Below are 13,612 nucleotides of genomic sequence, written 5' to 3'. Positions count from 1 at the left end.
TTATGAAGTTATTAGAACAAATTGAAAAGTGGGCTATTGAAACGCCTGATCAAACTGCTTTTGTTTGGCGAGATGCGAAAATTACGTACAAACAATTAAAGGAAGATTCTGATGCGTTAGCACATTGGATTTCTTCTGCGTATCCAGATGATCGTTCACCAATTATGGTGTATGGCCATATGCAACCTGAAATGATTATTAACTTTTTAGGATGTGTAAAAGCTGGACATGCTTATATTCCTGTAGATTTATCTATCCCAGCTGATCGTGTACAACGTATCGCTGAAAATTCTGGTGCGAAACTACTTTTATCAGGAACTGAAGTAACTGTAACTGATTTACCAGTTCGCATTGTAAGTGAAGACAACTTAAAAGATATTTTCTTTACTCATAAAGGGAACACTCCAAATCCTGAACATGCGGTAAAAGGTGATGAGAACTTCTACATTATTTACACATCAGGAAGCACAGGTAATCCGAAAGGGGTTCAGATTACTTATAACTGCCTTGTAAGCTTTACAAAATGGACTGTAGAAGATTTTAACTTACAAACAGGGCAAGTATTCTTAAACCAAGCACCTTTCTCATTCGATTTATCTGTCATGGATATTTACCCATCCTTAGTAACAGGTGGTACACTTTGGGCAATCGATAAAGATATGATTGCACGTCCAAAAGACTTGTTTGCTTCTTTAGAGCAATCGGATATACAAGTATGGACTTCAACACCATCTTTCGCAGAGATGTGTTTAATGGAAGCATCTTTCTCTGAGAGTATGCTACCGAACATGAAAACATTCTTATTCTGCGGTGAAGTGTTACCAAATGAAGTAGCTAGAAAATTAATTGAGCGTTTCCCGAAAGCGACAATTATGAATACGTACGGTCCAACAGAAGCTACTGTCGCTGTAACAGGGATTCACGTTACAGAAGAAGTGCTTGATCAATACAAATCACTTCCAGTTGGCTACTGTAAATCAGACTGCCGCCTTCTTATTATGAAAGAAGATGGCACCATTGCACCTGATGGTGAAAAAGGTGAAATCGTAATTGTCGGTCCAAGCGTAAGCGTTGGATATTTAGGAAGCCCTGAATTAACAGAAAAAGCATTTACTATGATTGACGGTGAGCGTGCCTATAAAACAGGCGATGCTGGCTATGTTGAAAATGGGCTTCTATTCTATAATGGTCGTCTTGATTTCCAAATTAAGCTGCATGGTTATCGAATGGAATTAGAAGAAATTGAGCATCATCTTCGTGCGTGTTCTTACGTAGAAGGAGCAGTTATCGTTCCAATTAAAAAAGGTGAGAAATACGATTATTTATTAGCGGTTGTTGTTCCTGGCGAACATTCATTTGAAAAAGAATTCAAATTAACATCTGCAATCAAAAAAGAACTCAATGAGCGATTACCAAACTACATGATTCCACGTAAATTCATGTATCAATCTTCTATTCCAATGACACCAAATGGAAAGGTAGATCGCAAAAAATTATTGAGTGAGGTTACAGCATGACCGCATATGGATCATTTTATTTTTTCGCTATAGTGGGCATTTTATTAATACCTACTATCATAGCTGGATTAAAAGGTAAAATGTTGCGTAAATATAATGCCGTTTTAACATTAGTCATGCTTGCTATTATCTTCTCGGATAAACCGAAGCAAGCGATTATGTTAGCCGCATTTATTATTTGGCAATATGCCCTGATTAAAGGCTATTTAATTTTAAGAAAACAAAAGAATAGTACATTCACGTTTTGTGTAGCTGTTATTTTATCGATTTTGCCACTTATTTTGGCGAAAGTCGCACCATTTGCACCTGAACTAAAGTTTATTGTATTTCTAGGCATGTCCTATGTAACATTTAGAGCAGTGCAAATGGTATTTGAAGTTCGTGATGGCTTAATTAAAGAACTTTCCTTCTTTAATTTTTGGGAATTCGTTTTATTCTTCCCTGCGATTTCAACGGGACCTATCGATCGTTACCGCAGATTCCAAAAAGATATTCAAAAACCACCTAGCGCTGAAGAATATCAAAATTTACTATATACAGGATTAAACCGTATTTTCCAAGGTTTCTTGTATAAATTTATTATCGCTTACTTAATAAAGCAATATTTTATGGATCCGGCATTTGCTCAGCAAGATACAATCCTATCCAATATGATTTACATGTATAGCTATAGCTTATATTTATTCTTTGACTTTGCTGGTTATAGCTCATTTGTAATTGGTGTAAGTTATATGATGGGTATTAAAACACCAGAAAACTTTAATAAACCGTTCATTAGTCGTAACATTAAAGACTTCTGGAACCGCTGGCACATGAGTTTATCATTCTGGTTCCGTGATTTTATTTACATGCGTTTCGTCTTTTTTGCAACGAAGAAAAAGTTAATTAAAAACCGTTACACAATTTCTTATATCGGTGCATTTTTGAACTTTTTCATCATGGGAATTTGGCATATTACTGGTGAGCATGTGTATCAATACATTATTTATGGTCTTTATCATGCCGCACTGTTTATTTTATTCGATATTTTCGAACGAAAAAACAAGAAGCATAAGTTTTGGCCAAACAATAAATTTACACATGTCCTTGCGATTGTAATTACGTTCCACGTTGTATGTTTCGGTTTCCTAATTTTCTCGGGACACCTTAACAGATACTTTTAATGCACCCTTCTTATACTAGTAAGAAGTTGCACATATAATATATTTCGGATATAAAGGAGATTTTAAAAATGGCAGAATTCAAAGAGCAAGTATTAGATATTTTAGAAGAAGTATGTGAAAACGATATTGTGAAAGAAAACTTAGATGTTCAATTATTTGAAGAAGGTATTCTTGATTCTTTCGCTGTAGTATCTTTATTAGTTGAATTCCAAGAGCGTTTAGATATTGAAGTTTCTATTTCTGATTTTGACCGTGACGAGTGGGCTACACCAAACATGGTTATTAAGAAGTTGGAAGAAATCCGATGAACAAAGCAAAATTTGGTCCGATGCTTTTAGCATTGGCCCTTTTTGCTGTATTCTTACTTATTCCAACGCGCTTCCTACTTCCACTTTTAAGTGATGAAAAAGTAGAACAAGCTGCCACTTCTTTAAAAGAAGAAAAGATTCAAAGTATGATATTACAGCAAAAGATGTTAGCAGACCCGAAATACCTTCCGATGTACGGTTCATCGGAATTCGCACGTATGGATGCTTTCCATCCATCAAATTATTTCAAAGTAAAGCCTGAAGGGTTCACACCATTCCTACTTGGACGCGGAGGAACACAAGACCTTGTACATGTGTTAAACTTTGCATCTACTATGGATCAATTGAAGGATAAGAAAATGGTATTCGTTCTTTCTCCTCAATGGTTTGTACCACAAGGTATTGATGAAACACACTTTGCACCTAACTTTTCAAAACAACAAGGCTATCACTTGCTTTTCAATGATGACTTAAAGCCTGAAATGAAAAAGCAAATTGCAAAACGTTTATTAAACTTTGAGATCGTCAAGAAAGAAACTTTACTAAAAATTTCGCTTGAAGGTATCGTTTATGATGATACAAAGCATAAAGTAAAAGCACTTGCTGCTAAACCTTTCGCTTATATTTATCGTAACATTTTAGATCGTAAAGATTTATTTACAGCAATGTTTAATATTAAACCGCATAAAGAAAAACTTGACCCTTCATTAAAACAAATGAATTGGGACGAGGCTCGTAAACATGCAGATCAAACGGGTGCAGTAGAATCAGGATCTAACGAATATGGTATCGAAGATGATTACTTCAATAGCAAAATTAAGAAGAAATTAAAGCAACGTGAAGGCTACTTAAAAAATGATGCTTATGATCAATCGCCAGAATATGAAGATTTACAAATTGTACTTGATTTATTAAAACAATCTGGTGCAAAACCACTCTTCATTTCTGTTCCTGTAAAAGGTCCTTGGTACGATTACGCTGGCTTCCCGAAAGAACGTCGCGAATTGTACTACAAGAAAGTTCATGAGCAAATTGAGAAAGCTGGCTATCCAATTGCCGACTTCTCAAATCATGAGTATGATAAATACTTCTTAAAAGATCATATGCACTTAGGTTGGAAAGGCTGGGTTTATATCGATGAGGCCATCCAACAATTTTATAAAGCAAACTAATGAAAAGACCACTTGAATTATTCAAGTGGTCTTTTTCTATATATATTTTGTAATTGTTCGATTACGTTCTCTGCTTCTTTCATAACTCGCTCCACTACATGCTGAGCTGATTCTATTCGTGCTAATGATGACGCTTGCCCTGCCCAAAGCGACATGTATTCTCCTTTATTTTGTTTTGCTGCTTCTTGGCGTATTTTAGAGGTTAATACATTTTGCACTGGATACATGGGAAGCCCTTCTTCTTTCCCTTCATGTCTCTCTATAAATTCATTACGAATACCCCGTGCATATTTCCCGGAAAACGCACGGGTCACAGTTGTACTCGTATCTGTACTATGTAAAACTGCTTCTTTATACACATCATGCGTAATACTTTCTTCACTCGTTAAAAAGGCTGATCCCATTTGAACAGCTTCTGCCCCCAATGTAAATGCCGCAACAAGCCCTTGTCCGTTCATTACACCACCCGCTGCAACAATTGGGATATGCGGGACTGCTGCTACTAACTGCGGAATTAATGCAAACGTCCCAATCATAGCGTCCTGTTCTTTCCCAATAAACGTTCCTCTATGCCCTCCTGCCTCACTACCTTGACCAACAATAATATCTACTCCTAATTCAGCAAGCACCCTCGCCTCTCTCACATGAGTAGCTGTTCCGATGACTTTTATTCCTCTTCTTTTTAAGTCACCTATTTCTTCTTTTTCTAACGTTTGAAATGCAAAACTAACGACTGGTACGTTTTCTTCTATTAACACTTGTAATTGTTCTTTATAGCTTTTTGGGAGCTTTATCGCCTCTTCTTCCCCTATACCGAATTCTCTATTCATTCCGCTAAGTAATACCTTTGCCAAGTTTACTTTCTCTTCTTCTATCTGTATCTCTTTCGTTAACAGTAAATTAACACCGAAAGGCTTATCAGTTCGTTCCCTTATTTTATAAATTGCTTCACGAATTTGCTCAGGGCTCATATAGCCTGCTCCAAGCGTTCCTAGTCCTCCACTATTACTTACAGCTGCAACAAGCTCAGGCGTCGTAATCGCACCTGCCATACCTGCTTGAATGATGGGATACTTAATTTGTAATAGATCTATTACGCGACTTGTAAACACCATTTCTCCTCCTATTCCCCTTATATCTTCTTTATTTGACAAACTTTCCCCTTCTTTTACAAGGGTTGAACTTCATAGGAAGCGAATATATTGAAAGGGAAGGAGGCTAAAAACAATGATATATCCAAATGCGTTACAACAAGGTGATACAGTAATGGTTATTGCACCGTCCGGCCCACCAACAATTGAAAATGTATTAAAAGGGGTAACCCTATTACAAGAAATGGGTTTATCTGTAGTAATCGGGAAGAGTGTTTATGAGAAATATGGATATTTAGCTGGAAGTGATCAAGTTCGGCTCGATGATATACATGGAGCATTTACAAATAATGAAGTAAAGGCCATTTTCTGTGCACGAGGTGGTTACGGAAGTGCCCGTCTCCTCCCTCACATTCAATATGAAATCATTCAGCAGAATCCAAAAATCTTTTGGGGATATAGCGATATTACAGCTTTACATACTGCCTTTTCACGTTATGCAAAGCTTGTTACTTTTCATGGTCCAATGGTTGAAGAATTAGGTAAAGGTGTAGATTCTCTTTCTTTATCTTCTTTCAATCAACTATTCCATCCGTATTCAACCATCTTATCTGCTTCAGAATGTATCGTACCTACCTCTCCATGTACAGTTACAGGCACATTGGCGGGAGGGAATTTAACTGTATTAACGAGTATAATTGGCTCACCCTATGAGATAAATACGGCTAATAAACTTTTGTTGCTTGAAGACATTGGAGAAGAACCGTATCGCATTGACCGTATGTTAAATCAACTACTTTTATCTGGAAAGTTTAATGAATGTAGCGGTGTTATTTTTACAAGTTGTCACGACTGCACTCCTTCTAAACCATCTCGATCATTGCAAACAATACTATATGAATTTTTCGCACCATATCATATACCTGTCCTATTCGGTTTACCGATTGGACATATAAGCCCAAACATCGGGATTCCTCTTGGAGCTACAGCGACAATAAATACAAATAATAAAACACTCTCTATTTCTTCTGGCGTAGCCAATCCGTATTCAAATTAAAAAGGAAAAGCGATTCCGCTTTTCCTTTTATTTATAATAATTAAAAATTCGTCCAGATGCGATATCTGCAACTTCTTCTGGAATAAATGTTTTACTTATATCAGTGCCAACATTTAATACTGCTGTAGCATCTTTCTCAATGCTACCAAATAATTCTTTTCCACGTATCGTAATAAGGGGCGTTCCTTCTGGCAACACGTCTTTTACAAATTCCATTTGAGTAAAGAACGGAACGATCCATCTACCCTCTCCTTGGAAATGACGCAAACGAAGTGTTCCTTCTGTTGCCCCGTCCTCTGCTTCTAGTGAACCAGCAACATAAAACTCAGTAGATAAGAGCAATTCATAAAATTCCTTTTGCTTCTGTTTATCGTCCCCTGCTACAACAAGTACTTCTTCTATTCTTTTCACCGGAATTTGCTCCATATGATGCCACCCCTATTTCAAAATGATTGTACTTAGATTATACGAAATATTCTTATTTTTTTCTACATAATTCGCAATTATTTTCTTAAAATAATTTTAATACTTCTTTTGTCGTTACAATCGTTGCAAACTCTTCATGTAAATTTACAAGTGTCATATTGTGAATATCCTCTGCATTATACTCTTTACCATCTAGACCTTTACGGTTAAAAGTAGCCGTTGCATCACTCACTAAATACGTTGTAAATCCTAAATTTCCTGCCATTCGTGTCGTAGTCTCCACACAATGATTTGTCGTTAATCCTACAACCACTACTGCATTACATTTGTTCTCTCTTAATTGCTCTTCTAAATTTGTCCCAATGAACGCGCTGTTAACAGATTTCTGAATAAGCACTTCACCTGGTAATGGCTTCAGCTCTTCTTTAAAGTTCACCGTTTCCGCTCCTTCATAAAACATCGATTGAGCATTTTCTTTATTTACATGTTGAATATGAAAAACTGGTCTTTTCCTTTTTCTCCATTCTGCTAATAACATTCTCATGTTTTCTTCAGCAAAAAGATTATTTCTCTCACCCCAGTATGGTAATTGAAACGCCTTTTGTACATCAATTATGATAAGTGCTATTTGATTAGTCATCATTTTCTCCTTAATTTGGTTGTAGTTGAAATACAAAACCAAGTTGCTGCGACGCAGTAATAAAACAAATATAAGCGCAAAGTTCTACAATTTCTTTTTCCGTCCAATATTGTTTTAATACATGAAACATATTATCATCTATCGCCTTTCGATCATGAACAAATGTATGCGCAAAAGTAACGGCTACACTAATCTCCTCTGCCTTTTGCACATCATCAGGTCTTCCCTTTGCCATGCAGTACGGACATTCATTCCCATACGCTAATGTTCTTCTCACTTGCTCCTTCAACTCTGCTGAAAGTGTTCCTTTATTGTACAGTGTATCCTCTAACGTACTCCACGAATGTAATATATCCAGATTATGGCCTAATAAATTTTGAAACTTTGTAACTCCTACATTTGATAATGAAATTCTCTCCATCATTTCCCCTCCTATTTCCTTCCGTTTTATTGTAAAATAAATAAAGTTCACTTTACATTTCATATGAATCTTAATTTATATTTTCACTTTACAAAAATTATTATTTTACTGGAGGTATATTTACAAATGCAACTAGACCGTGTCGATCGAAAGATTTTAAATGAATTATATAATGATAGTCGCCTTTCCATGCGTGAATTGGCGAAACGAGTAAACTTATCTGCTCCGTCTACTGCAGAACGTGTTCGCAAACTTGAAAGTGAAGGCGTGATTCAAAAGTACACAATCGATATCGATTATAAAAAAGCAGGACTTGTTTTAGATTGTATTTTAGAAATCACTTTAAAAAATGGTGATACAACACGTATGCAACAGTTTATTCAGTCTTATCCATCTGCAAGTTTTTGTTACCGAGTAACAGGAAGCTTATGCTACATTGTAAAAATTTCTGTTCCTTCACTCGTTGAACTTGAAGATTTTATAAATGATGTTTCTTCATATGCAACGACAGTTTCTCATATCGTATTATCAGAAGTATCTCTTACTCCTGATATTGAACATATCTTCCCAGAAGATTAATTTATTTTTATTCATAAAATACAAAAAAACCCCTTACATTAAGAATAAAAATAATATATTATGTATTAAAATACATAAAGTTCGAGAAAGGGGCTTTACATTGAAAATCTGGTTTTATGAAAAAACGGCACAATTAGACGACTTGCTTGGCATTTGGGATAATGTTCCCACTATCCCTCGAATTGGTGAAAAAGTGGAGATTTTAAAAACAGTCCGTATCGTTACAGATATTAAATATGTAAAGAACGGTAATAATTTTCGTGTAGAAATTATTACAAATTAAAAAGTAGCTCTTTAGGAGCTACTTTTTAGTTATCTATCATGCGCTTTCTTTATAACGATTTTATCTTCTTCTACAGATACTGTTACATAATCATTTTCTTCTAATCGAAGCTTATTTACAGCCTCATCTGGTAGCTCTACAGCCATCAGTCTATCTGTTACAATTACTTGACTATACACTTCATTTTCTTGTGATGCACTCACTACTTTTTCCTCATTTATAAAGCGCACTGGTGGCACACCCACTTCTTTTACAGTACGCCATTGTTTCCAAACGTAAGGAATTAACCAAAGTAACCCAACAACTGTCAGACCAATACCGATCCATAAATTACTTTGTGCTTGTAATTCAGTAATTGAGATTGCGCTACTCTCTTCTCCACCTATAAATTGCATACTTGTTGCAATTAAATTATTTAGAGCATGTACAGCGATATTCGTCCATATATTTTTCGTCTTTATGTATAAAAGACACATTACAATACCAAACATAAATGCACCAATAACATCAAAATGTCCTAAACCAAAAATAAGTGAAGATATGATTACAGCTTTTTTAATTCCCCATTTATAAGCCATTCGCTGTAAAAAGAATCCCCTAAAAATAACCTCTTCCATAATAGGTGCTAATACACATGCTGAAATGAAAGTAAATATCGTCATATATACGTTACTCGTGTTAATAACATTTCCGTCTTCTAACATAGTAACTAAGAAATTCGGTAACGTATGTGCTAATATGTAAAATTGAATATGAGATATACCAACTGAAAAAATCATTCCCATTATCGTTGCTAATACAATTAATCCCCACGGTAAACGTCCTGGCTTATCAAAAAAACTGTTAAATACAACATTATTTTTATTTGTTTTTACGTATAACCAAAATAACGGAAATACAAAAAATAATGTTATTTGTGAAATAACCTCCATCGTATTCTCAGAAACATTTGATAGACCTAATGGGATCATCGTAAGGAACACCCCTATAATCATCCATCCAAAAAAGCTACGTAGTCTTATACGTGAAAATGCATAGTGCATATAGAACACCCCCAAAGATAGTAAAATAAATGGTGTGATAACTAAATTATAATATGAATATAGTTGAAATTCTTCCTGTTTGTCTCAAACACTTTTGAACAACATATATAGTAATCATTCTTTTCTTTCAATTGAAATCTATGAGAAAGTTATGTAATAAAAATCCCCGTTTTTACAAGCGGGGATTTCTTTTATTATAATACGTCACGTTTTTGGAATAATGCACTTGATGCTACAAGTAATACAACAAAGTATGCAGCTACAAGTAATAATGAAGTTGTAAATGTAAACTCTGTAAATGTTGGTTCCATTCCGCCGCTTACTAGTTTATTACTATCGTACACACTTAAATTTAAATGGAAAAACACTACAAATTTCGCTACACCTTTTGCAAACATCATCAGTACCATATTAATTGCTCCTTGTAAAAAGAAGAGGAACATCGTAATAATTAATGGTAATACAGACTTTCTAAATACGTTTGCTAAGAAAAATGCTAGTGTCGCAAAGAAGAACGGTGAAAGTACTTGATATAAAGTAGATTTCATTACGATTCCTACCGTTAATTCTGTTTTACTACCATCCATTACAATTCCACCAAGAATCATTGCAATTAACGTGCTAGCAAATATGATAAATACTATAGTAAGTAACACTGTAATATATTTAGAGAATAAAACTGTAATTCGTTTTCTTGGACGGATTAATAACTGCTTAATTGTACCTTTTTGGAACTCATCAGTAATCATACGAGAAGCAATCGTAATCCCAAAAATTGTTGCAAACAAAGTAATTAAACCAATCTCTGAACTTGCAAAATCTAAATATGATCCTTTAAATTCACTTCCGTCTCCCCATTTCAGCATCGCTAAAACTCCCAAAATCTCCAATACTGCAATGACACCAATTAAAATATACATACCTTTTTTCGCATGTAACTTTAAAAATTCATTTTGAATTAATTTAAACATTACGCTTTCACTCCCCCTGTAATCGCTAAGAACTCATCCTCTAACGTTTTATTTTGAACAGTAACTCCGTATACAAGAACATCGTCATTCACAAGTTTTTTTACAAGTTGTGGGATTTCTTCTTTCATTACAGATACTGCAATTACATTTCCTTGCGTCTTACCTTTAATGATTTCATTTGCTTTCTGTACTTGATCTACTTCAAACGCTACAACTACTGTCTCATCATGTTTCGCTTGTTCGTGTAAGTTGTACTCTTGCACAAACTCACCTTGCTTAATAATAACGACGCGATCACACATGAGTTCAATTTCACTTAATAAGTGACTTGATACGATTACAGCAATATTCTCTTCTTTCGCTAAACGTTGTAAATAATCACGAATTTGGCGAATACCAGCTGGATCTAATCCATTTGTCGGCTCATCTAAAATTAAGATTTTCGGCTGATGAAGTAATGCCTGTGCAATTCCTAAACGTTGTTTCATACCAAGTGAATATGTTTTCACCTTTTTATGAATCGCGTGCTCTAATTCAACAAGCTTTACAATCTCAGCAATGCGCTCTTTACTAATTGGTGTAATTGCCATGTTCGCAAAATGCTTTAAGTTTTGCATTCCAGTCATATAATCATATAGTTCAGGATTTTCTACGATCGCCCCAATTTGCTCTAGCGCCTTTTCACGCTCCGTGCGAATACTATGACCGCAAATTGTAATATCGCCCTCTGTCATTGATATAAGACCTGTCATCATACGAATTGTCGTCGTTTTACCACTACCGTTCGGTCCAAGAAACCCGTACACTTCCCCTTCACGAACTTCAAATGATAAACCACGGATAATTTCCGTTCCACCAATCTTTTTTCGAACATTCTCTAACTTTACTACTACATTTCCCAATGCTGATTCCTCCTTTAGACTTCTAGTTTTTTATCAATTATGCGACCTGTTATATAAACAAGTAAAACAAATATACCGATTGAAAAAGCAATACTATATAAATTCATAAGACTTTCTGGATATAGTATAAGATTTATATCCACTGATTCATCTATATAAACTAACTTCCTAATAAAAGTAGATGTAGGTGCAAGTCGGCCTAGCATTTCATATATCATATTGATTGCTTTCGTTACTAATAAAAATAAGAAGAAAATAATTACATACTCCATTTTTTTCTTTTTCAAAGAAAATACTTTAACACCAGCTACTGTGAAAAGTAAAACCAACAATATACTTGATAAATTAAATACATATAACACACTACTAAATACTTGTTTTACTATATCTAGCTCAATTGTACTTTCCGTAAATAACATTCCATAGAGTTCTGTACCTTTTATTACTTTCATCGAAATACTATAGACAAATATAGTACCTATCACTTCAAAACACATTAAACTAATTGCCGCATATGACAATATTGCCAAAACAATTTTTTTACCAGATATCGGTGTTAATCGAAATAATGTACTTTCGGTCATTTTGCCAAATGCAGACATCGCCTGCAGCAATACAAGTACCGCAAAAATTATATAAACTAAGAATACTAAGGCAATCGTAATCATTTGCCTTACTTCTCCTGATTCTTGTTTAATATAATTTCCCATACTTACAAAAGCGACAGCTACAATAAATATGAATGACAATAACGAAATGAAAATTTGTTTTTTATTCGCATTGTACATATATATTAAACTGGCCTTCATCTACTAAACACCTCCTTAAACACATCTGTGACAGCTTTTCCTCGCTGAAAGCGTAACTCCTCTACATTTTCATGTAGTACACTCTCACCATCTTTTAAAAAGATTACTTCGTCAAAAATATTTTCCACTTCTCCAATTAAATGTGTTGCAATTAAAATGGTACAATCTTCACGATAAAACTGTAAAATAAGTTCTAATACGTGTTCTCTAGAAACAAGATCAATTCCGCCCAGCGGTTCATCTAGTACGTATAACTTTGCTTTCCTCGAAAATGTTAAAATAATTTGTAGCTTTTCAACCATACCTTTTGATAAAGCTGTAATTCTTTCTTCTAACGGTATTTTAAATTCCGCAATTGTATCTACTGCTTTTTGAATGTCGAAGTCTTTATAAAAATCTCGATAGAAGAATAAAGAATCTTTTACCGTCATCCAATCATCAAATACTGGTTTATCCGACATAAAAGAAACAATTTCTTTCGTTTCTAATCCTACCTTTTTACCAGCGATTGTAATACTGCCTTCGGAAGGATGCTGCAGACCGGCAATCATTTTCAATAACGTCGTTTTCCCACTCCCGTTATCTCCAACGAGTCCTATAATTTTCCCTTCCGTAATCTCTATGTTTAATTCACGGATCACTGCTTTTAATCCGTATCTCTTCCATAAGTTTTCTATTTTTAATAACTCTGTCATTCGCTCTCCTCCCTCTTCTCATGTAATGAAGAACGAAGGATTGTAAGAATTTCTTCTTCTGAAAAACCTAAATTGTCCATTCCATCTATAAAAGAATGAAGTAATTCTTTCGCCATCTCTTTTCGCAGCTCCATAATTTTCTCCCCTTCATTCGTTACATATCGTCCCATTCCTCTACGCGTTACAACAACCCCATCCCGTTCTAGCTCTTGAAATGTACGCTGAATCGTATTTGGATTTACTTGTAATTCACTCGCTAATTCACGTACAGAGGGAATTTTATCACCAGGCAATAAATGTCCTGTTACGATTTCTTTTTTTATGTATTCCATTACCTGAATGTAAATTGGTGTATTTGGAGAAAACTCTATTTTCATTTCTTCCCTCCTTTTGTATCGGTGTACTAGTTAAATAATACACTGATACAAATAATTTGTAAATACCCATTTAATTACAAAAAAGTTCTATCCCTTTGCTGGATAGAACTTTTTAAACAGAACTCGTTATACGAAAATAATAGTGTTATGTAAACAAA

17 protein-coding genes are annotated in these 13,612 nt (G+C 34.7%); 7 read left to right on the top strand and 10 right to left on the bottom strand.

Features of this window, described 5'->3' with window-relative positions:
• The first annotated feature begins 2 nt into the window (after nucleotides 1–2).
• The 4 genes from dltA (at nucleotide 3) to dltD (ending at nucleotide 4,160) form a co-directional block, all read left to right on the top strand.
• Nucleotides 3–1,517 (top strand): D-alanine--poly(phosphoribitol) ligase subunit DltA, encoded by a 1,515-nt coding sequence (gene dltA / locus MKX31_RS05095; protein ID WP_340980217.1) that lies wholly within the window; start codon nucleotides 3–5, stop codon nucleotides 1,515–1,517.
• Nucleotides 1,514–2,680: a D-alanyl-lipoteichoic acid biosynthesis protein DltB gene (dltB, locus tag MKX31_RS05090; protein ID WP_088048375.1), complete on the top strand. Its 1,167-nt coding sequence runs from the start codon at nucleotides 1,514–1,516 to the stop codon at nucleotides 2,678–2,680. The genes dltA and dltB overlap by 4 nt, the downstream gene beginning before the upstream one ends.
• 68 nt (nucleotides 2,681–2,748) lie before the next feature.
• A complete protein-coding gene (gene dltC, locus MKX31_RS05085; RefSeq protein WP_000807310.1) occupies nucleotides 2,749–2,988 on the top strand; it encodes a D-alanine--poly(phosphoribitol) ligase subunit DltC in 240 nt (79 codons plus the stop codon).
• A complete protein-coding gene (dltD, locus tag MKX31_RS05080) occupies nucleotides 2,985–4,160 on the top strand; it encodes a D-alanyl-lipoteichoic acid biosynthesis protein DltD (RefSeq protein WP_088048374.1) in 1,176 nt (391 codons plus the stop codon). Before dltC ends, dltD begins: the two co-directional genes overlap by 4 nt.
• Before the next feature lie 17 nt (nucleotides 4,161–4,177).
• Here the strand turns inward: dltD and MKX31_RS05075 are convergent, their stop codons facing one another.
• Entirely contained in the window at nucleotides 4,178–5,275 is a 1,098-nt protein-coding gene (locus MKX31_RS05075) for an NAD(P)H-dependent flavin oxidoreductase (protein ID WP_142289429.1), read from the bottom strand.
• A gap of 112 nt (nucleotides 5,276–5,387) precedes the next feature.
• Between MKX31_RS05075 and MKX31_RS05070 the strand changes: the two genes are divergently transcribed.
• Entirely contained in the window at nucleotides 5,388–6,308 is a 921-nt protein-coding gene (locus MKX31_RS05070; RefSeq protein WP_088048372.1) for a S66 peptidase family protein, read from the top strand.
• A gap of 27 nt (nucleotides 6,309–6,335) precedes the next feature.
• Here the strand turns inward: MKX31_RS05070 and MKX31_RS05065 are convergent, their stop codons facing one another.
• From MKX31_RS05065 to MKX31_RS05055, 3 genes are all read right to left on the bottom strand, one after another.
• Entirely contained in the window at nucleotides 6,336–6,734 is a 399-nt protein-coding gene (locus MKX31_RS05065) for an SseB family protein (RefSeq protein WP_088048371.1), read from the bottom strand.
• A gap of 85 nt (nucleotides 6,735–6,819) precedes the next feature.
• Nucleotides 6,820–7,374: a cysteine hydrolase family protein gene (locus tag MKX31_RS05060; RefSeq protein ID WP_340980213.1), complete on the bottom strand. Its 555-nt coding sequence runs from the start codon at nucleotides 7,372–7,374 to the stop codon at nucleotides 6,820–6,822.
• Nucleotides 7,375–7,384: 10 nt separating this feature from the next.
• Nucleotides 7,385–7,798, bottom strand: a complete 414-nt coding sequence (locus MKX31_RS05055) for a carboxymuconolactone decarboxylase family protein (protein WP_098103456.1) — start codon at nucleotides 7,796–7,798, stop codon at nucleotides 7,385–7,387.
• Between the two features lie 123 nt (nucleotides 7,799–7,921).
• Between MKX31_RS05055 and MKX31_RS05050 the strand changes: the two genes are divergently transcribed.
• Entirely contained in the window at nucleotides 7,922–8,374 is a 453-nt protein-coding gene (locus tag MKX31_RS05050) for an Lrp/AsnC family transcriptional regulator (protein WP_001175492.1), read from the top strand.
• Nucleotides 8,375–8,474: 100 nt separating this feature from the next.
• A complete protein-coding gene (locus MKX31_RS05045; RefSeq protein ID WP_000707104.1) occupies nucleotides 8,475–8,657 on the top strand; it encodes a DUF3913 family protein in 183 nt (60 codons plus the stop codon).
• Nucleotides 8,658–8,686: 29 nt separating this feature from the next.
• Here MKX31_RS05045 and MKX31_RS05040 read toward each other — a convergent pair whose 3' ends face one another.
• The 6 genes from MKX31_RS05040 to MKX31_RS05015 form a co-directional block, all read right to left on the bottom strand.
• Nucleotides 8,687–9,700 carry a CPBP family intramembrane glutamic endopeptidase gene (locus MKX31_RS05040; protein ID WP_098111728.1) on the bottom strand — a complete coding sequence of 338 codons (1,014 nt, stop codon included), beginning with the start codon at nucleotides 9,698–9,700 and terminating at the stop codon, nucleotides 8,687–8,689.
• Nucleotides 9,701–9,894: 194 nt separating this feature from the next.
• The gene (locus MKX31_RS05035) at nucleotides 9,895–10,671 is read right to left on the bottom strand and encodes an ABC transporter permease (protein ID WP_098103458.1); all 777 of its coding nucleotides are present in this window, start codon (nucleotides 10,669–10,671) and stop codon (nucleotides 9,895–9,897) included.
• The gene (locus MKX31_RS05030; RefSeq protein ID WP_000528799.1) at nucleotides 10,671–11,573 is read right to left on the bottom strand and encodes an ABC transporter ATP-binding protein; all 903 of its coding nucleotides are present in this window, start codon (nucleotides 11,571–11,573) and stop codon (nucleotides 10,671–10,673) included. The genes MKX31_RS05035 and MKX31_RS05030 overlap by 1 nt, the downstream gene beginning before the upstream one ends.
• Nucleotides 11,574–11,587: 14 nt before the next feature.
• Nucleotides 11,588–12,382: a hypothetical protein gene (locus MKX31_RS05025; protein ID WP_064476713.1), complete on the bottom strand. Its 795-nt coding sequence runs from the start codon at nucleotides 12,380–12,382 to the stop codon at nucleotides 11,588–11,590.
• Nucleotides 12,379–13,077, bottom strand: a complete 699-nt coding sequence (locus tag MKX31_RS05020; RefSeq protein ID WP_064476714.1) for an ABC transporter ATP-binding protein — start codon at nucleotides 13,075–13,077, stop codon at nucleotides 12,379–12,381. The genes MKX31_RS05025 and MKX31_RS05020 overlap by 4 nt, the downstream gene beginning before the upstream one ends.
• Nucleotides 13,074–13,454, bottom strand: coding sequence for a GntR family transcriptional regulator (locus MKX31_RS05015; protein WP_000687513.1), 381 nt, complete (start codon nucleotides 13,452–13,454; stop codon nucleotides 13,074–13,076). Before MKX31_RS05015 ends, MKX31_RS05020 begins: the two co-directional genes overlap by 4 nt.
• Between the last annotated feature and the right edge of the window lie 158 nt (nucleotides 13,455–13,612).

The sequence above is a fragment of the Bacillus sp. FSL M8-0063 genome (assembly GCF_038005545.1).
GTDB classification, from domain to species: domain Bacteria; phylum Bacillota; class Bacilli; order Bacillales; family Bacillaceae_G; genus Bacillus_A; species Bacillus_A wiedmannii.
The sequence above is the reverse complement of the archived record's forward strand: the minus strand, read 5'-3'. Positions and strand labels throughout refer to the sequence as shown.

Excerpts from the sequence above, each read along its gene's own strand:
- MKX31_RS05055 (WP_098103456.1), bottom strand. The coding sequence starts at position 7,798 with ATGATGGAGAGAATTTCATTATCAAATGTAGGAGTTACAAAGTTTCAA.
- dltB (WP_088048375.1), top strand. The coding sequence starts at position 1,514 with ATGACCGCATATGGATCATTTTATTTTTTCGCTATAGTGGGCATTTTA.
- dltD (WP_088048374.1), top strand. The coding sequence starts at position 2,985 with ATGAACAAAGCAAAATTTGGTCCGATGCTTTTAGCATTGGCCCTTTTT.
- MKX31_RS05015 (WP_000687513.1), bottom strand. The coding sequence starts at position 13,454 with ATGAAAATAGAGTTTTCTCCAAATACACCAATTTACATTCAGGTAATG.
- dltA (WP_340980217.1), top strand. The coding sequence starts at position 3 with ATGAAGTTATTAGAACAAATTGAAAAGTGGGCTATTGAAACGCCTGAT.
- MKX31_RS05060 (WP_340980213.1), bottom strand. The coding sequence starts at position 7,374 with ATGACTAATCAAATAGCACTTATCATAATTGATGTACAAAAGGCGTTT.
- MKX31_RS05035 (WP_098103458.1), bottom strand. The coding sequence starts at position 10,671 with ATGTTTAAATTAATTCAAAATGAATTTTTAAAGTTACATGCGAAAAAA.
- MKX31_RS05070 (WP_088048372.1), top strand. The coding sequence starts at position 5,388 with ATGATATATCCAAATGCGTTACAACAAGGTGATACAGTAATGGTTATT.
- MKX31_RS05050 (WP_001175492.1), top strand. The coding sequence starts at position 7,922 with ATGCAACTAGACCGTGTCGATCGAAAGATTTTAAATGAATTATATAAT.
- MKX31_RS05020 (WP_064476714.1), bottom strand. The coding sequence starts at position 13,077 with ATGACAGAGTTATTAAAAATAGAAAACTTATGGAAGAGATACGGATTA.
- MKX31_RS05040 (WP_098111728.1), bottom strand. The coding sequence starts at position 9,700 with ATGCACTATGCATTTTCACGTATAAGACTACGTAGCTTTTTTGGATGG.
- dltC (WP_000807310.1), top strand. The coding sequence starts at position 2,749 with ATGGCAGAATTCAAAGAGCAAGTATTAGATATTTTAGAAGAAGTATGT.
- MKX31_RS05065 (WP_088048371.1), bottom strand. The coding sequence starts at position 6,734 with ATGGAGCAAATTCCGGTGAAAAGAATAGAAGAAGTACTTGTTGTAGCA.
- MKX31_RS05025 (WP_064476713.1), bottom strand. The coding sequence starts at position 12,382 with ATGAAGGCCAGTTTAATATATATGTACAATGCGAATAAAAAACAAATT.
- MKX31_RS05075 (WP_142289429.1), bottom strand. The coding sequence starts at position 5,275 with ATGGTGTTTACAAGTCGCGTAATAGATCTATTACAAATTAAGTATCCC.